This is a genomic window from Flavobacterium algoriphilum, from assembly GCF_048158655.1.
GTDB classification, from domain to species: domain Bacteria; phylum Bacteroidota; class Bacteroidia; order Flavobacteriales; family Flavobacteriaceae; genus Flavobacterium; species Flavobacterium algoriphilum.
Genome location: NZ_JBLNKY010000001.1, coordinates 1 through 18,842, shown reverse-complemented (window position 1 = coordinate 18,842; position 18,842 = coordinate 1). Strand labels below are relative to the sequence as shown.

Here is an 18,842-nt window from a genome sequence, read left to right as displayed (position 1 = left end):
CTATTTAAATTTAAAACAAATATACTTTTTTTGTTTAATAAAATACAAAACAAACTAAACAAAATAATTGTAAAACAACATTTTAGTATCCAAAAGCAATGAAAATAAATAATTTAAAATAACTTTCAAATCCTATATTTGTTTACCAATTTTTCCAAATGAAAAAACTTAAAAAAATCCTTCTGGTTTTACTTTCAGTAGTAATGATTATAATAATAACTTTAATTGTTTATGGTTTTTATCTAAAACCTAAATATGAGGGTAAAGTAAAACTGAAAAATATTCAGAAAGAAACAACGGTATATTTTGATGAATTTGGAGTGCCTCATATTTATGCCAATAACTCAAAGGATGCTATGGAAGCTTTGGGTTATGTACATGCACAAGATCGATTATGGCAAATGGAATTGATGCGACGCATTGCTCCGGGACGATTGTCAGAGATTTTTGGTTCGGTAACGTTGAAAAATGATGTCTTTTTTGCGGGTCTCGGAATCGAAGAGGCTTCTCAAAAAGCGATTGCGGCATTGGATAAAAATAGTCTAAGTTATCAATTGACGATTGCTTATTTGGATGGAATTAATCAATACATGGAGGAGGGAAAAACACCAGTAGAATTCAGTTTATTCGGGGTTGAAAAAAAGAAATTCACCATAAAAGATGTTTATAATATTTTTGGATACATGTCTTTTAGTTTTGCGATGGCTCAAAAAACGGATCCATTATTGACAGATATTCGGAATAAATACGGAATGGAGTATCTAAAGGATTTTGGAACTGATAGTTCTTTCAATAGCACCCGAATTAAAAATGCCAAAGAAACTCCACAAGAATATATCGCTATTGGAAAGTCTATAGCTTCGCTTTTAGATCAATCACCAATTCCTCCCTTTATTGGGAGTAATAGTTGGGTTATAGCTCCGAAGAAAACCAAAAAGGGGAAAGTTATTTTTGCGAATGATCCACATATTGGTTTTTCGCAACCGGGAACTTGGTATGAAGCACATATTATAGCGCCTGATTTTGAATTGTATGGCTCTTATTTGGCAGGAACTCCGTATCCTTTGTTGGGTCACAATCGTGAATATGCATATGGTTTGACGATGTTTGAAAATGATGATATTGATTTCTACCAAGAAGAAAATAATCCAAAAGATGCTAATGCTTACAAAATGCCAAATGGTTTCAATGCGTATGAAATTAGAAAAAAAATTATAAAAGTAAAAGACAGTGTTGATGTAGTTTTGAATGTAAAAGTGAGCTGTCATGGTCCCATTATGAATGATTTAATTGATGGTTTAAATAAAAATAAACCAGTTGCGATGTCGTGGATTTATACACAACAACCCATTCAGATACTCGATGCGGTATACCGACTTTCTCATGCTAAAAATATAACCGATTTCCAAAAAGGAGTAGCTTTAATAGCTGCGCCGGGACTGAATATCATGTACGGTGATGCCAAAGGTAATGTGGCTTGGTGGGCAACCGGGAAATTATACAAACACAATAAAGGCGTAAATACTAATTTTATTCTGGATGGGGCCAATGGTAAAGATGATATTGCTGAATATTTGGATTTCTCCAAAAACCCTTCGGCGGTGAATCCTAATTGGAATTATGTTTATTCTGCTAATAATCAACCCGAACCAATTGATGGGTTTTTGTATCCTGGCTATTATCTTCCCGAAGACAGAGCTAAAAGAATTACGCAATTATTAAACCCAAAATCAGATTGGGATAAAAAATCTGTCAGTAAAATGATTTTTGATAATACTTCATCAGTCGCTCCAGAAGTAGTTGGAACTTTAATTTCGTGTGTTAATTATAATACACTTTCTAAAAACGAAAAAAAAGCGATCGATATTCTGAAAATTTGGAATGGATCTAATAATCTTGGAGATGTATCACCAACGATTTATAATAAATGGGTTTATTTGTATTTGAAAAATACTTTTGAAGACGAACTTGAAGAAGTTCATTTTAAGCAATTTATGGCAACTCATATTATGAAACAAATAATTGCCAAACAAATGGCAAATCCAGTGTCACTTTGGTGGGACAATATTGCCAGTAAAAATATAAAAGAAACCAGAAGTCAAATTCTGTCACAATCGTTTAAAGAGGCTATTTCGGATTTAGAAAAACAATTGGGAAATGCAGTTCCGGCTTGGACTTGGAATAAAGTGCATACGCTGGAACATCAGCACCCATTAGGAAAAATAGAGGTGCTAAGAAATTTTTTTAACGTAGGGCCTTTTGAAGTTTCAGGTTCAAATGAGGTAATCAATAATCAAATGTTTGGATTTTCAGAAAATGGTAATTATAAGGTTTCAGCTGGCCCTTCTACGAGAAGAATTATTGATTTTTCTGATATAGAAAACAGCTGGAGTATACTACCAACGGGACAATCCGGAAATCCATTTAGTGCACACTATAGTGATCAGGCAGAGCTATACAATGCAGGAAAATTTAGAAGAATGAAACTAAACAAGAGGGAAATCGTTAGAACTTCAACAAAATTGGTCTTTATTCCGCATAAAAAAGAATAGTTTTTAAAGTTCTTAAAATAATAAATCAGTAATTTTGCCTAACTTTTTATAAGAAATTAATGCAAACTCCCAAAAAAATAGCGGTTGTAGGTTCCGGATTAGTCGGATCTTTATTAGCTATTTACCTTCGTAAAGCAGGGCATGTCGTTCATGTTTATGATAGAAGTCCAGATATTAGACAAATTGAGTTCTCCGGCCGTTCCATTAATTTAGCGATGTCTAACCGAGGCTGGAAAGCGCTGGACGGTGTTGGAGTGGGAGATGCGGTGCGCGAAATTGCTATTCCTATGGATAAGCGGGCGATTCATCTTGTAGACAAACTTAATTTTCAAAATTATGGACAAGAAGGAGAATCTATTTATTCGATTTCGAGAGGAACTCTGAATAGGAAGATGATTGATTTGGCGGAAGCCGCAGGAGCCCAATTCTTTTTTGAACATAAAATTTGGGATGTAACCTTAGACGATGCGACTTTACATATTGGTGAAACCGAAAGAGGTGCTTGGGAAGACAAAAAATACGATATGGTTTTTGGTGCTGATGGCGCTTTTTCTAGAATTCGCCACCGCATGCAACGTCAAAGTATGTTTGATTATTCACAAGAATTTTTACCCATAGGATATAAGGAATTAAATATTCCAGCAAATTCGGATGCAACTCATAAATTAGACAAGAATTCTTTTCATATTTGGCCTAGAGGCGAATACATGTTGATTGCATTACCTAATTTAGATGGTAGTTTTACGTGTACCTTATTTATGCCATTTGAAGGGGAAAATTCTTTTACCTCGTTGAAAAATAAAAAAGAAGTGGAAGCTTTCTTTGAAAAGAATTTACCGGATACTGTTGATGTGATTCCAAAATTGACCGAAGATTTCTTCAAAAACCCAACGAGTACCTTGGTAACTATGAAGTGTTATCCTTGGACTTATGAAGATAAAATTGCCTTAATTGGCGATGCATGCCATGCGATTGTACCTTTTTATGGACAAGGAATGAACGCAGGTTTTGAAGATATTTCTATACTTTATGAAATGATTGAAAAGTACGGCGACGACTGGAAAATCATTTTTTCGGAATATCAAAAATCCCGTAAACCAAATGCGGATGCGATTGCGGAACTTTCATATCGTAATTTTATGGAAATGAGTTCCAAAACAGCTGACGAAAAATTCCTATTGCAAAAGAAAATTGAGAAATCATTTTCGGATAAACATCCTGATAAATGGATTCCGCTTTATAGCAGAGTAACTTTTAGTGATCGTCCTTATGCCGAAGCTTTAGCGATTGGGGACTATCAAAATGCTATTATGGAGGAAGTTTTAAAAATGGAAAATATTGATAAAATTTGGAATAGCGAAGTAGTTGAGAATAAAATTTTGGAGTTGTTACAATAGTTTTTAAGATGGTTTTTTCGCTCTTGTGCCGGTGCTTATTCCTCACGGTGTACTTTTGTGAAATCGAAAGCAGGTTTGCAAATAGCAATATATTCACACGGTTCGTTAAAAGGATTAGAATATTGCACCCGAGTGTTTTTTTCAATTTTTATAGATTGGCCAGCTTCAAGAATAACAATTTCATCTTCAATGATAAATTGCTTTTTTCCTTTTATAATATAGGTGTATTCTTCAAATTCGGGGGTTTGGAAAGGTTCACTCCACTTAGGTGGAGCAATCATGTGTGCGATTGAAATTTCAGGATTGTTTGTGGTTGCATTTCCGTGATGTTCTTCTATTAATTTACCGTCTGTTGTAGGAACTACAAAAGGTGTTTTTTGAATAAAATATTTTTTCATTTTTAATATTATTTTTGAAATACGCTTTAAGAAATTTAATTCTAAAAGGGTATGCAGAATTTATTTTTTGAACATTTTTGTTAAAATACCAAATGCGCCTCTTATAAAAGTAGCACTTGTCAATACTTTCAAAACGGATTTCCCTACAACAGTTGCTGTACTTGGACCACTATTTGCTTCTTTCTCAGTTGTTTTTTTTTGCTCTTGTTCTGTAGCTTCGTGTTCGATACCAGCGATTTTTTTATTGAGCATTTCGTAAGCGCTTTCGCGATCAATAAGTTCGCTGTATTTTTTTACCAGTTTCGATTTAGCATTGATTTCTTGAATCTCACTTTCAGTCAAAATATCCATTCTGCTCATAGGTGCACGCATCATTGTTGCTGCAAGCGGAGTAGGAATTCCTTTTTCGTTCAGTGCGGTAACTAAGGCTTCTCCAATTCCAAGGCTAGTCAATACTTCATCGGTTTTATAATATTCAGATGTTGGATAATTATCGGCTGTTTGTTTTATCGCTTGTCTGTCATTTGCCGTAAAAGCCCTTAAGGCATGTTGTATTTTTAAACCTAATTGTGCCAAAATACCACTTGGTATATCCATAGGATTTTGGGTAATAAAATAAATCCCAATTCCCTTCGAACGAATGAGTTTTATGATTGTTTCTATTTGTTCTAATAATGCTTTGCTGGCTTCATTAAATATTAAATGGGCTTCATCAATGAAAATCACCAATTCAGGTTGGTCCACATCTCCTTTTTCAGGCATTCGTTGGTAGATTTCAGCCAGCAAACTCAACATAAATGTCGAAAATAATTTTGGTTTATCCTGAATGTCAGTCAAACGCAAGATATTCACATACCCTTTGCCATTTTCATCAATGCGCATTAAATCATGAATGTCAAAAGACATTTCTCCAAAAAAAAAGTCAGCTCCTTGTTGTTCCAATTCAACTATTTTTCTAAGAATAATCCCGGTAGTTGAAGTAGAAATTTTCCCGTAATCAGCTGAAATTCCTTCTTTTCCTTCTTCAGTGATATAATTAATTATTTTTTTAATGTCTTTAAGATCCAATATAGGCATTTTGTTATCATCACAATATTTAAAAATTACTGCTATTACACTGGCTTGGGTATCATTCAATCCTAATATTCTAGAAAACAATACGGGTCCAAACTCCGATATTGTTGCGCGAAGACGAACTCCGTTTTGTTCTGATAGGGTCAATAGTTCAACAGGAAAGCTTGACACACTGTAAGGGATGTTAATTCTAGTATGGCGTTCAATAATAAAAGGTTTTTCTTCCCCTTCTTTTGCAATTCCGCTAAAATCTCCTTTTATGTCCATCATTAGTACAGGAATTCCAAAGGAGGATAACTGTTCTGAAAGTACTTGAATAGTTTTAGTTTTTCCAGTCCCAGTTGCTCCGGCAATCAATCCATGTCTGTTCAAGGATTTTAATGGTATTTTTACAGGAGTATCAGCCAAAGCCTCTCCGTCAAGCATCGCTCCGCCCAAAATAAGGCTTTCTCCTTTAGAAATATAGCCATTATTTATATGTTGTATAAAATCTTCTTTTCTGCTCATAATAAGGATAAATTTAAATCATTTGTAAGGTATAAATTTTTACAATATCTATTAATAAAGTGTTAACTGCAGTTTTCGTGCTTTTTTACTGTTAATAATAAAAAAAAATATTTTCAACTGTTTCAATCTAGATTTTGAAATATTATATTAATATATCATAAAACAGTGTGTTTTTTTTTATGAAATAGCTAATTAACTTGTGAATTTTGATATAAATGCAAATTTTAAATCAACGAATATTTGTTGGGAATAAAATTAATTATAATAAAATTAAAAAAAGTTTTTTTATTTAAACTAAAAATATAAATTTGCTCCACTACAAGTTTATTATAACTAAAAGTTTAAATTATTTAAAACTATTAAAATTAAAAAAAATGGCAAACGTTAAAAAAGAAAACGGTTCAAAAGGTGGAGGAATGATTTCAGGAATCATTATTGTAGCATGTGTTTTTGTTGGATGGATAATTTGGAATTTTATAATGGGTAATGGTGCTAACTTTGAAGGTGGTGTCAACACAGGTCACCCAATCCCTGGGAATTATTTAGCAATGGTATATAAAGGAGGTCCTATCGTACCTATTTTATTGGGATGTTTGTTAATGGTTATTGTGTTTTCATTTGAGCGTTTTGCAGTAATTTCAAAAGCTTCTGGTAAAGGAAATCTTGATCAGTTTATGAAAAATGTTCAGGGAAACATTACTACAGGGGATATCGATGGAGCTATTGCTTTGTGTGATAAACAAAAAGGGTCTGTAGCAAATGCAATAAAATCAGCTTTGTTAAAATATCAAGATGTTAAAAAAGAAGGTTTAGATAGCGAAGCTGCTGCTGAAACTATCCACAAAGAAATTGAAGAAGCTACTTCATTAGAAATGCCAATGTTAGAAAAACACATGACTATTCTTTCTACTTTAGTTTCACTAGGAACACTTGCTGGTTTGTTAGGAACAGTAACTGGGATGATTAAAGCATTTGGTGCTTTGGCTGCTGCTGGAACTCCAGATCAAGCTGCGCTTGCAAACGGTATTTCTGAAGCATTGATCAACACTGCAACAGGTATTGCTACTTCAGCATTAGCAATTGTTGCTTACAACTTTTTTACTTCTAAAATTGATACTTTGACTTATTCTATTGATGAGGCAGGTAATACAATTGTAAATACTTACAGACACTACAGAAGTACACAAAAATAATTAATAATTTAGTTTGTAAGAAAATAGCAGTCTTTTTGAAAGAGCTATTTTCTTATAAATGTAAAAAAATATATTAATGGCTATAAAAATGTCCAAAAAAGCAGCGTCTATTGATATGACCGCTATGTGTGATGTGGCTTTTCTTTTGCTGACTTTCTTTATTTTGACAGCTACAGCTAAGATTCCAGAAGCGTTACCAGTAGATACGCCTGCTTCAACAGTTCAGTCAAAGTTGCCGGATACGGATTTAGCGACTATTACTGTTGGAAAAGGAAAAGTATTTTTTGACTTGAAAGGTAGAGAAGTTCGTAAAAGAACACTTGAGTTGATGGGGCAAAAATACGGTGTTGCATTTACAGATGATGAATCATCAAAATTTGCATTAATGGAAGGAATTGGTGTTCCAATTTCTAATTTAAAGCAGCTTATTGCAATGAAAACCGCTGAGCGAAGTAAAGAAGGGTTGCAGCCGGGTATTCCTAAAGATTCACTTGATAATCAATTGAAAGAATGGATCTACAATGCACGTATAGCAAATATTGAGGTCGATGACAAGGAATTGCAGTTTGCTATAAAAGGTGATGCAAAAGAAGAATATCCAGCTATATTAAAAGTTATGGATATTTTACAAGATCAAAAAATCAATAGCTTCAACTTAGTTACGGGTTTAAGAGCAAAAGAAAAAAACTAAAAAAAATACACTAAAATGGCTGAATTAAATACTGGCGACGGTGGTGGCAAAAAAGGTGGAAAAGTAAGAAGTAAAAAATCAAATTCAAAAGTAGATTTAACTGCTATGGTGGATTTAGCTTTCTTGTTAATTACTTTTTTTATGCTAACAACTACGCTATCTAAACCACAATCAATGCCTTTGGGTTTGCCGGATAAAGAAGACGATGAAAAGAAGGAAAAGCCAATTAAAGTTGATGAGAACCGTACTATGACTGTATTATTAGGTGATAATGATAAAATGACATATTATATGGGCTTATTGGCAACTCCAATAGCTGGTCCTAGCGATATTTCTTATGGTAAAGAAGGGATTCGTAAAGAATTATTGAAGAGAAAAAAATCAGTTTTAGAATACACAGGTAAGAAAGATAAAGGAATGATTGTAATTATCAAACCAAGCAAAAAATCAAATTACCGCAATTTAGTAGATATTCTAGATGAAATGGCGATTGTTGACGTTCCAACTTATGCAATTGTAAATGATTTTACTCCAGAGGAACAAAAATTGTTAGAAGGTAAATAAGATTTATCTTATTACTTAATAACCTAATAACTAAGAAAAATGAAATTAGATATTTTCACAAACCAATGGCTTGATATTGTATTCGAAGGTCGTAATAAGGCCTATGGCGCTTATGAGCTAAGAAAATCAAATAACAAGACTATGGTTAAAGCTCTTGTGCTTGGCGCAATTGTTTTCGCTCTTGCTGTCAGTGCCCCGCTTATCATGAGTCTTATTCCTAATACTTCAGATGATTCCGAGGTTTTAGATACTAAAATTACTACGGTAAAGTTGCCACCTAAGAAAGAAGAAGTTAAAAAGAATCTTCCTCCTCCTCCTCCTCCTCCTCCAAAAGTCGATCAGGTTAAATTTGTTAAGCCAGTTGTAGCTAAGGCAGATGAGGTTACTGAAGAGCCACCAAAAATTGTTGAAATAAAAGACAAAAAACTAGGTGCTGAAACTATTAAAGGAGATCCAGATGCTGAATTATCTGTTGAGCCAGTTGGTAATGGTCCGAGTGCAGTAATTGCTGAGGATAATCAAATTTATAATACTGCAGGTATCGAGGTTAAACCAGATTTTCCAGGAGGAATGGAAAAGTTTTACGCATATGTTGGTAAAAATTATCAAACTCCAGAAGAAGAAGGCTTAAAAGGTAAAGTTTATGTTACTTTTGTTGTAGAAAAAGATGGTTCATTAACTGACATCAAAGTAATCAGAGATATTGGTTACGGTACGGGAAAAGAAGCTATCCGTGTATTAAACAAATGTCCTAGATGGAAACCTGGAGAGCAAAATGGTAAACCAGTAAGAGTACTTTATTCTCTTCCTATTACTATTCAAACTGCAGAATAATGTTAAATAACATAGTAAATAATATTAAGAAGAAATCGCTTAAAGAGCGATTTCTTCTTGTTTTAGGAATTTTGTTTTTTCTAGTTTATCTCGTTTTAGGTTTATTGATTATCTTTATGAAGAATTTTCCTTTAACAATTCAACCTACTTATAGAATTGCTTTTGGTGTTTTACTTATCGTATACTCTTCTATAAGATTTTTTCGAATTATAAATGATAATAAAAACTAGATTATGAAAAATTATATTAAACTTCCGTATTTTATTTTTTTTGCAGTAATTTTTTTATTGTTTGCTTGTAATCAAGCTAATAGTTCAAAAGAGAAGGAAACCATTATTAAAGGCACTACAACGATCTATGTTGATGAAACTTTGACTCCTATTGTTGAAGATCAAGTAGCCGTTTTTGAAAGTAATTATGAAGCTAAAATAAAACTTATTTCAAAATCAGAATCTGAAACAGTTAATTCTTTATTTAACAAAAAAGCGGCAATTGCTATTTTGTCAAGAAATTTGACAAATAAGGAACTTAGTATTTTTGATCAGAGAAAAATTATTCCTAAAGTAACAGTGTTTGCTACAGACGCAATTGCTTTTATCTCTAATAAAAATAATAAGGATACTATTGTAGCGTTGAAAGATGTTATAAAGTTTATGCAAGGAAAACAAGTTGCATCCATTAAAGGATTGGTCTTTGATAACCCAAATTCTAGCACAGTAAGATATATGAACTCACTTGCAGGATTAAACGCAATACCTGAAAAAGGTGTTTTTTCATTTAAAACTAATGATGACGTTATTAAATATGTCTCTGAAAATGATGGTATGATTGGGGTCGTAGGAGTTAATTGGCTTTCTCAACCTATGCCAGCGATGCAAAAATTTGTCGATAATGTAAATACTTTAGGCGTAATAGGAGATAAAAGTGATAAGTCCTACACTCCTTCCCAAAATAATATAGCCGAAGGCAAGTACACTTTGGCACGCGATTTGTACATAATCAATTGTCAAGGATATTCAGGTTTAGGAATGGGCTTTGCTTCATTCGTTGCAGGGGATATTGGACAAAGAATAATTTTAAAATCTGGTTTGCTTCCTGTTCGTATACCCAGCAGGAATATTAAAATTAGAAAACAAATTGAAAACGATAAAAAATAAATTAACTACAATTAAAGATGAATAAATTTAAATTTTTTAGTGTTGCTTTATTGGCTTCGGTAACCGTAAGTCAAGCTCAAGATTTGAATCAGGCAAAGAAAGCAATTGACGCAGAACAATTCGATAGTGCAAAATCGATTTTAAAATCAATTATAAATTCTAAACCATCTAATGGAAAAGCGGCTTTTCTTTTAGGGAATGTTTATCTTACACAAAACGTATCGGACAGTGCTAAAATCTATTTTCAAAAAGGATTGAGTGGTACTGAAAGTGCTAAACTTAATTATATTGGATTAGGTCAATTGGATTTAGACAATGGAAATGTTGTTGCTGCACAAGCTAATTTTGCTTTGGCTTCCAAAGATATGAAAAAGAAAGATGTAGAAGAATATATCTACATCGCCAAAGCTTACATGGCTGCGAATAAACCTGATTATAAAAGTGCACTATCTGTTTTAAGTAGAGCCAAAATTAATAATCCTCAAGATGGGCAAGTTCTACTTGAATTAGGAAATGCTTTTTATGGTGATAAAAATCAGAATGAAGCTTACGTAGCTTATCGTGATGCATTTCAAGTTGATCCAACTTTGATAAGAGCAAAAATGCAGTTAGGGGTATTACTGAAAGGGGCTAAAGCATATACTGAAGCGGTAAAAGCTTATGATAATGTAATTGCTACAAATGCAAATTACGGACCAGTTTACCGTGAATTAGCCGAGACTTATTACTTATGGGGAAGAAATGAACCATCTAAAAGTAAAGATTACCTTCAAAAAGCATTAGATTTTTATGAAAAATACATGAGTTTGACAGATTATTCTTTGGCCTCTCGTATGCGTCATGCTGACTTTTTAATCTTAGCCGGTGATTATAAAGCATTAGAAATTGAAGCTAATAAAATGAAAGAATTAGATAAAGTAAATCCTAGAATTTTACGTTATTTAGGTTTCGCAGCATATGAAAATGGAAATGCTGATGTGGCAATTCAATCATTAGAAAGTTTCATTGGAAATCCTGGAAATAAAGTACTTGCCGTTGATTATCAATATTTAGGTTTTGCGAAAATTCAAAAGGCAATAAGTGCTGATGGTAAAACAGTTGACCCAACTCTTTTTAATAATGGTATTTTAGATGTTAAGAAAGCTGTTGAAATGGAAATTACAATCACTAATAATCTAGCTGATATAGGAAAGAAATTGTATGAACAAAGACTATTCAAAGAAGCAGGTGCGATTTATGAAATTGCTGTAATGAATAAAGAATCTAGAAATTATTTACTTGACAATTTTTATTTAGGAAACTCATTATATTATGACAATACTAGAAAAGATGTTGTGAAACCTGATCCTATTGCATTGCAAAAAGCTGACCTAGCTTTTGGAAATGTTATTGAAGCTTCTCCTGCTACTCAGGATGCTTATATCTTTAGAGCAAGAACTAATAGATTGTTGGAAAAAGATGACATGATGGTGAAATATTATGAAGATTATATCAAAGTGGTTACTGATAAAGGTCCTGAAGAAATAGAAAAAAAGGCAGTAAAAGCAAAAGTTATAGAGTCTTATAATAACTCGGCAGCAAGTTATGCTAATACAAACAAAGCTAAGGCGATTGAATACTTTAACAAAACCCTTGCCCTGGATCCAACAAATGAGTATGCTACTAAATCATTGCAAACTTTGAAATAAAAGAATTTTTTAAATATTAAAACCGATAGCTCCTAAAGAACTATCGGTTTTTTTTTTTTTTTTGAGTATATTCGTTAGGATTGGTTGGTGTGATTAGTCGCGCTATTCGCTTTGCTTTTAGGTCAAAAAATGGATTAAAAAAGGTTGCCGTTTTTATCGGGCAAGTAGCTGTTAATAGTAATTTTTCGGCAAGCATTTTCCAAATTTCAAATTACTCATTTTCTAATTAACTATCTTTGCACTTTAAAATTAAATAATGTTATCAAAAGAAATACAATTAGAAGTTAATAAAGGCGCAATGCTCCCTTTGATGGAAGAATTTTACACCATTCAAGGAGAAGGATTTCATACAGGAACAGCCGCATACTTTATTAGAATAGGCGGATGTGATGTTGGTTGTCATTGGTGTGATGTTAAAGAAAGCTGGAATGCCGAATTACATCCTCCTACTGGAATTGATGTGATAGTTTCTAATGCGAGCAAGTATTCAGAAACTGTTGTGGTTACTGGTGGAGAACCTTTAATGTGGGATATGAGTTTGTTAACGCAAAAACTCAAGCAAAATGGTAGAAAAGTTCACATAGAAACTTCAGGAGCATATCCCTTGACAGGAACATGGGATTGGATTTGTTTGTCTCCAAAGAAGAATAAATTGCCAACTCAAACGGTTTATGATAATGCACACGAGCTAAAAGTAATCATTTACAACAAACATGATTTTATTTTTGCCGAAGAGCAAGCAGAAAAAGTCAATGATAATGCTATTTTATTCCTTCAACCAGAATGGAGTAAAAAAGAAGAAATGACTCCGTTAATTGTTGATTATGTAATGAAAAATCCTAAATGGCGCGTCTCGCTGCAAACACATAAATATTTGAATATTCCTTAAAACTTCAAAACCCCAAATAACTAATTGTTGTTTGGGGTCTTGAATTAATGAATAGTTCAGTTATTTCTTATAATCCTATCCTCTAGCCCAGATAGCAGCGGCATCCTTTTTTGTCTCATTTTTTTATGGGACAAAAAAGATATAGCGAATAGCTGGAAATAGCTCCTAAAATTACCAGCCTTTTTGTTTTTTCAATTCGATGATATGTGCTAAGTGGTGGTTTCCATGCCAAGCATAGGTTCCAATTATTGTCTTCAATTGAAATGTTGTGTTATGTTCCGGATGAATAAAGGACTTTTCTAAATCAGCTTCGGTAAGACTATTCATTAAATAAGCTAAACGGAAGTGCAATCCATTCAGGAATGAAAGTGTGGGCTGAATGGGCATCATCAAATTATCATGTAATTCCGCCCAAAGATCTTCATAATAAGGTTTTATTACAGGTTTGTCCTCAGTTAATGTCCATTTGATTCTAAGGAAACAATTCATATGACTATCGGCGCAATGGTGAATTACTTGACGAATCGTCCAACCATCCTGGCGGTATGGTGTCTCTAGTTGTTCCTCGGTTAAATTAATCACTTCTTTTTTTAATCGTTCTGGGAAACTTGCGATTGCTGCTATTTTATTATGGAGATATTCGGTTGAATAATTTTCCGGCGGAACAAATTTCCCAATGGGATAACGTAATTTTTCCAGTGCTGAATTTTCCATATGTAATTGGTCTTTTTAAATTGAAAGTTTTGCTAAATAATCATAATGTTCGCCTTCAAGAATCAACTCACATTGAAATCCATTATCTAAAGCAGCATTTTGTAAAGTGTTATAATCAATAAACATCCAATCGAATGGTTTTTCCTTCTCGCCTTTGTATGAAATATTAAAAATAATTTCGCCATAATATTCATTTTGGGAAGGAATCCACTTTCCGCCGTCTTCATCATCATCATCAAACATATAAATTATATCTGAACTGTCCAACAAAATTTGTCCGCCAGGATTCAATAATGATTTTAGTTTTAAAAGGAAATTTGGGATGTTTTTCAGTTTTCCGCACATTCCAGCACCATTCATCAATAGGAGTATCGTGTCGTATTTCTCGTTTTCTAATGTCAGTACATCCTGAACTTTCGCTTTTTTAAGTCCGCGAAGGGTACACGCTTGAATAGCATTCGAAGAAATATCGATAGAAGTAACGTCTAAATTGCGTTCGTTTTGCAAAGATAAACTATGACTTCCTGCACCACAACCTACATCCAGGATTTTACCTTTGGCAAGTTGTAACGCTTTTTGTTCCATTTGTGGCATTTCATCGTAAGAACGAAACAAATAGGCGACGCTCATTTCGTCTTCTTCAGAAATAGTGGTTTCCGTTATTAAATCTTCGGGAGAATTATTGGTTTGAAAATCAAGTATGGCTTTGCCAAAAAGGTCTTTCATTAGAGTTGCTGTGTTAATTTGGTTATTAGTTGATTTGTTTTAAGTAATTTCGCAGAATGTTTTATCGAATAACCGAAAAACAAAGCTACGAATGAATACGATTATAAACAATCTTCCTAAAGAAGCCAAAGATAAGCATATCGAAAACAAAAAGTATTTCGACAAGCTGAAAAAGAAGACACCAAAGAATTTAGATTACGTGATGCAAGATTTGCATGATGCCGAATTCAAGAAAACGAATTGTTTAAAGTGTGCCAATTGTTGTAAAACGACAGGACCTTTATTTACGGATGCCGACATTGAGCGTGTTTCAAAATACCTACGCCAAAAGCCACAACAATTTATTGAGCAATACCTTCAAATCGATGAAGACCGGGATTATGTGTTGCAAAGCGTACCCTGTACTTTTCTTGATAATGAGAATGCGTGCATGATATATGATGTGCGTCCTAAAGCTTGTAGAGAATTCCCGCATACAGATCGAAAAAAGTTTCAGCAAATCACGGATTTAACGTTGAAAAACGTAGCGATATGCCCGGCTGCTTTCAATATTGTAGAGGAAATGAAAAAGAAATTACCTCTGTAATTTAATGTTTACAATAATACATTTGTGTCTGGCCTCCTCAGCTTTGGATAGGGCTGGGGACTAATAAATCAAATATTTCGTTCTCATTTCTTTAAACTCGATAAGTCCTTTCTGCCAGCTTTGTCTGATTTCCTTTTCGGATATTCCATTTTCTATTTGTTGTTGCAGTTTTTTAGTTCCTGCTAATTTTGTAAAAAAGGGATTGAAGAATTTTGATTTGTCGGTTGTGGTTTGATAGGCTTTAATTAACCACTTTAATTCTAATTGTTTTACTCTTGAATGTTTTGATAGATCATCTCCATAGCATTCGATACCATTGTAAACTGGATTTTGAGCCCCGAAATTTGGTTTCGGAATAAAACTAAAGCCATTTTTTGGCAGGTAAGGAGAGCCGTAAATTTGGAATTGTTTTTCAGTTCCGCGCCCCACACTTACATTCGTGCCCTCAAAAAGACACAAACTAGCATATAGATTTACGGCTTGATCATTCGGGATATTTGGCGAAGGTTTTACAGGTAAACTATAATTTATTTTTCGGTTGTAATTAATACATGGAATTACGGTCAGTTTACATTGCACATCGTTCTTCAGCCATTTCTGTCCATTTATCATTTTAGCATATTCGCCAATGGTCATTCCGTGTAACAAAGGAATTGGATGCATGCCTACAAAACTTGAAAATGCGGTTTCTAAAACAGGTCCGTCAACAATACTTCCGTTAGGATTTGGTCTGTCAAGAATTATCAGCGGAATATTGTTTTCGGCACAAGCCTCCATAATATAATGTAACGAAGAAATATAAGTGTAAAATCGCGCTCCAACATCTTGCAAGTCGAAAACCATAAGGTCAATGCCAGCCAGTTGCTCTGATTTCGGTTTTTTATTGTCACCATACAATGAAATAATAGCGAGTCCAGTTTTTGAATCTTTTCCATCAATTACATGTTCACCTGCATCTGCAGTGCCGCGAAAACCGTGTTCGGGTGCAAATATTTTCTGAATGTCAATGTTTTTTTCTAAAAGAAAATCTACTAAATGTGTTTTGTTGGAGAGAATTCCGGTTTGGTTAATTACAATTCCAATTTTCTTGTGCTTTAATAATGGTAGATATTTGTCATAATTATCGGCTCCAGTCTTTATTTCTATTGCTGAATTGTTTTTACTATTTTCTAAATCCGATTTTACATTTCCTCTTAAATCTTTTTTTCTAGCGGAACATGAAGTCGAAATGATTATTAAAGATACAAAATAAAGCGATATTTTGAAAAATGGGATCATATGTATAGGTTCAAATAAAATTAATGCCAATTAGTGTAATTCGTGTTTTAACTGTATTTTTGGCACAAGCGACGCGAACTGGCGAAGCAAATCCAAATTAGAAATCGAATCAAATTGAATTTAGAATATTTCATAGCCAAACGACTCATCACTGCTAAAGATTATAAAAGTAGCATTTCTGCTCCAATTATAAAAATTGCTATTTCGGCAATTGCGATTGGTATGATTATGATGATTGTTTCGGTAGCGACTGGGATAGGGTTACAGCAAAAGATCCGAGAAAAAATTTCCGCTTTCAACGGACATATCATTATTTCGAATTACGACAACAATCAATCCGAAGTCACATTAGTTCCAATTTCTAAAAAACAAGATTTTTATCCAAAATTCACAGCTGTTTCTGGAGTAAGTCATGTTCAGGCTATCGCTAGTAAAGCCGGAATTATCAGAACCGAAACTGCTTTTGAGGGAATCATCTTCAAAGGAGTGGGTAGTGATTATAAATGGGATAATATAAAGGAGTATCTGGTTTCTGGAAAACTTCCTGATTTTTCAAAAAATGTCAATCAAGAAGTATTGATTTCACAATTCCTTGCAAATAGATTGAATTTAAAAGTAGGCGATTCCTTCAATACATTCTTTATAAAGGAAAGTCAAAATCAATTACCCAACATCCGAAGATTTCAAATCAAAGGAATTTTTAACTCCGGTTTTCAAGAATTCGATGCTACCTACGTAATTGGCGACATTCGCCACATGCAGCGCATTAATAAATGGGCGCCAGATCAGGTAGGTGCTTTTGAAGTTTTTGTAAATGATTTTAATAATATTAAGTCTATTGGAGAACAAGTCTATGAACAAACATCGTCAACACTGGATAGTAAAACCATAATCGAAAAATACAGTTACATATTCGAGTGGCTTCAGTTATTTGATTTCAATATCATTGTTATATTAGTAGTCATGATACTTGTTGCTACCATTAATATGGTTGTCGCACTTTTAGTACTTATCCTGGAGCGAACCCAAATGATAGGTATTTTAAAAGCATTAGGGTCCAATAATTGGTCAGTTCGCAAAATATTTCTTTACAATGCCTTTTACCTTATAGTGAGAGGGTTGTTCTGGGGAAACTTAATTGGTATTTCGTTATTGTTAATCCAGCAGCAATTCGGTATAATCCAGTTGAATCCCGAAAACTATTATGTCAATCAAGCGCCGGTCTATTTAAATTGGGGATACATCCTTTTATTGAATTTGCTCACAGTCGCCGTTTGTTTCTTTGTATTATTAATTCCTTCCTACATAATAACCAAAATTTCACCGGTGAAAGCCATACGTTTTGATTAAATAGTTATTTGGGCGTTCCCCATTATAAAAAAAGAGGCAATTATCATCATGTGTAGTTGCCTCTTTTTTTATAATGGGTCGGGCTATGCGCTTCAAGTCCTCGTCCCGCAAAAAAAAGGCGGGACTGCGGTCTTTCCGCTGCTATCCCTAACGCGGGTAGCGTTTCAATAGAGCTTGTCATTTCGACAAAGGAGAAATCTGAGTAACATTACTTATGTGTTACCTTGTATGTATAGGAGTGGGCTGTGTGCTTAGAATGTTATATTTCTACTGTCTATACATAATAACATCCATGTTTTTTATCCATTTAGTCACCCTCTCCTTCATAGAGGGCCGGGGAGAGGAAAATAGTTTCGTTTCAAGACACATGTTTTCAGGGATTTAAAGATAAAGTTAAGAAAACGTCAAAAAAAAGCTTTAAAAAAGCTTGATAAAGCGAATAAAGGGGCTACTTTTGCACCCGCAACAACGCAGACGTTCTTTAACAAACTGACAAGTAATACGAATTAAACTAGAGAATTTATTTTCGAAAAAAATTCAAAAAAGCTTGTGAGATTAGAAAACGCTTGTTACATTTGCACCCCGCAAAACAGGTAAGTTCCTTGATAAACTGATAAGAAAAGAAGAAGTAAAAGGAGGTAAAAATTTCCAAAAAAAACTTCAAATATTTCTTGCCGGTTAAGAAAAGAAGTTGCACTTTTGCACCCGCTTTGAGAAACACTTTAATGAGTGTTACGATGAGTAAAGAAACTGAATAGAATTCAGTTTATAAAAAAGAAGAACACGTTCCTAGACATATTGAATTGACAGCCGTTTTGAAAGAGATTTCAAGACAAAAGAATAAAGAGTAATAGAATCGAAAGATTTGAAAAAACCACTAGAATTTAGTCGAATAACAATAGCTTGAAGCAATTCAAGCACACAATATACGATGAAGAGTTTGATCCTGGCTCAGGATGAACGCTAGCGGCAGGCTTAACACATGCAAGTCGAGGGGTATGCTTCTTAGGGAGCAGAGACCGGCGCACGGGTGCGTAACGCGTATGCAATCTACCTTTCACAAAGGGATAGCCCAGAGAAATTTGGATTAATACCTTATAGTATATATGAATGGCATCATTTATATATTAAAGATTTATCGGTGAAAGATGAGCATGCGTCCCATTAGCTAGTTGGTAAGGTAACGGCTTACCAAGGCAACGATGGGTAGGGGTCCTGAGAGGGAGATCCCCCACACTGGTACT

16 protein-coding genes and 1 rRNA gene are annotated in these 18,842 nt (G+C 33.8%); 12 read left to right on the top strand and 5 right to left on the bottom strand.

Translation table 11 applies throughout. The features are described from left to right. The first annotated feature begins 158 nt into the window (after positions 1-158). Both ACM55G_RS00085 and ACM55G_RS00080 read left to right on the top strand, forming a co-directional pair. A complete protein-coding gene (locus tag ACM55G_RS00085; RefSeq protein WP_416841854.1) occupies positions 159-2,552 on the top strand; it encodes a penicillin acylase family protein in 2,394 nt (797 codons plus the stop codon). Positions 2,553-2,611: 59 nt separating this feature from the next. Next, positions 2,612-3,949: an FAD-dependent oxidoreductase gene (locus tag ACM55G_RS00080; RefSeq protein WP_416841853.1), complete on the top strand. Its 1,338-nt coding sequence runs from the start codon at positions 2,612-2,614 to the stop codon at positions 3,947-3,949. A 35-nt stretch (positions 3,950-3,984) separates the two neighbouring features. Here ACM55G_RS00080 and ACM55G_RS00075 read toward each other — a convergent pair whose 3' ends face one another. Together ACM55G_RS00075 and ACM55G_RS00070 are read right to left on the bottom strand one after the other, a co-directional pair. Further along, the gene (locus ACM55G_RS00075; RefSeq protein ID WP_416841852.1) at positions 3,985-4,347 is read right to left on the bottom strand and encodes a cupin domain-containing protein; all 363 of its coding nucleotides are present in this window, start codon (positions 4,345-4,347) and stop codon (positions 3,985-3,987) included. Between the two features lie 60 nt (positions 4,348-4,407). After that, the gene (locus tag ACM55G_RS00070) at positions 4,408-5,928 is read right to left on the bottom strand and encodes a helicase HerA-like domain-containing protein (protein WP_416841851.1); all 1,521 of its coding nucleotides are present in this window, start codon (positions 5,926-5,928) and stop codon (positions 4,408-4,410) included. Positions 5,929-6,302: 374 nt separating this feature from the next. Here ACM55G_RS00070 and ACM55G_RS00065 point away from each other — a divergent pair, with 374 nt between their 5' ends. From ACM55G_RS00065 to ACM55G_RS00035, 7 genes are all read left to right on the top strand, one after another. Then, complete coding sequence (locus ACM55G_RS00065) at positions 6,303-7,121, top strand: MotA/TolQ/ExbB proton channel family protein (RefSeq protein ID WP_416841850.1); 819 nt, start codon at positions 6,303-6,305, stop codon at positions 7,119-7,121. A 76-nt stretch (positions 7,122-7,197) separates the two neighbouring features. Beyond that, the gene (locus tag ACM55G_RS00060) at positions 7,198-7,812 is read left to right on the top strand and encodes an ExbD/TolR family protein (protein WP_416841849.1); all 615 of its coding nucleotides are present in this window, start codon (positions 7,198-7,200) and stop codon (positions 7,810-7,812) included. A gap of 15 nt (positions 7,813-7,827) precedes the next feature. Beyond that, positions 7,828-8,376 (top strand): ExbD/TolR family protein, encoded by a 549-nt coding sequence (locus ACM55G_RS00055; protein WP_416841848.1) that lies wholly within the window; start codon positions 7,828-7,830, stop codon positions 8,374-8,376. 39 nt (positions 8,377-8,415) lie between these two features. Beyond that, a complete protein-coding gene (locus tag ACM55G_RS00050) occupies positions 8,416-9,210 on the top strand; it encodes an energy transducer TonB (RefSeq protein ID WP_416841847.1) in 795 nt (264 codons plus the stop codon). Positions 9,211-9,443: 233 nt separating this feature from the next. Further along, positions 9,444-10,367: a PstS family phosphate ABC transporter substrate-binding protein gene (locus tag ACM55G_RS00045; RefSeq protein ID WP_416841846.1), complete on the top strand. Its 924-nt coding sequence runs from the start codon at positions 9,444-9,446 to the stop codon at positions 10,365-10,367. Positions 10,368-10,384: 17 nt separating this feature from the next. Continuing rightward, the gene (locus ACM55G_RS00040) at positions 10,385-12,055 is read left to right on the top strand and encodes a tetratricopeptide repeat protein (RefSeq protein WP_416841845.1); all 1,671 of its coding nucleotides are present in this window, start codon (positions 10,385-10,387) and stop codon (positions 12,053-12,055) included. 256 nt (positions 12,056-12,311) lie between these two features. Then, positions 12,312-12,944 carry a 7-carboxy-7-deazaguanine synthase QueE gene (locus ACM55G_RS00035; protein ID WP_416841844.1) on the top strand — a complete coding sequence of 211 codons (633 nt, stop codon included), beginning with the start codon at positions 12,312-12,314 and terminating at the stop codon, positions 12,942-12,944. A 171-nt stretch (positions 12,945-13,115) separates the two neighbouring features. Here ACM55G_RS00035 and ACM55G_RS00030 read toward each other — a convergent pair whose 3' ends face one another. Both ACM55G_RS00030 and ACM55G_RS00025 read right to left on the bottom strand, forming a co-directional pair. Then, entirely contained in the window at positions 13,116-13,658 is a 543-nt protein-coding gene (locus tag ACM55G_RS00030) for a YfiT family bacillithiol transferase (protein WP_416841843.1), read from the bottom strand. A 15-nt stretch (positions 13,659-13,673) separates the two neighbouring features. Continuing rightward, positions 13,674-14,384 carry a class I SAM-dependent methyltransferase gene (locus ACM55G_RS00025; protein ID WP_416841842.1) on the bottom strand — a complete coding sequence of 237 codons (711 nt, stop codon included), beginning with the start codon at positions 14,382-14,384 and terminating at the stop codon, positions 13,674-13,676. Positions 14,385-14,475: 91 nt separating this feature from the next. Between ACM55G_RS00025 and ACM55G_RS00020 the strand changes: the two genes are divergently transcribed. Beyond that, positions 14,476-14,970: a YkgJ family cysteine cluster protein gene (locus ACM55G_RS00020; RefSeq protein WP_416841841.1), complete on the top strand. Its 495-nt coding sequence runs from the start codon at positions 14,476-14,478 to the stop codon at positions 14,968-14,970. Between the two features lie 60 nt (positions 14,971-15,030). On the opposite strand, the gene ACM55G_RS00015 is transcribed toward ACM55G_RS00020, so the two are convergent. After that, a complete protein-coding gene (locus ACM55G_RS00015) occupies positions 15,031-16,248 on the bottom strand; it encodes an exo-beta-N-acetylmuramidase NamZ family protein (RefSeq protein WP_416841840.1) in 1,218 nt (405 codons plus the stop codon). A gap of 114 nt (positions 16,249-16,362) precedes the next feature. Here ACM55G_RS00015 and ACM55G_RS00010 point away from each other — a divergent pair, with 114 nt between their 5' ends. Together ACM55G_RS00010 and ACM55G_RS00005 are read left to right on the top strand one after the other, a co-directional pair. After that, positions 16,363-17,598 carry an ABC transporter permease gene (locus tag ACM55G_RS00010; RefSeq protein WP_416841839.1) on the top strand — a complete coding sequence of 412 codons (1,236 nt, stop codon included), beginning with the start codon at positions 16,363-16,365 and terminating at the stop codon, positions 17,596-17,598. Positions 17,599-18,526: 928 nt separating this feature from the next. After that, positions 18,527-18,842: ribosomal RNA gene (locus tag ACM55G_RS00005) — 16S ribosomal RNA — on the top strand; the annotation flags it as partial.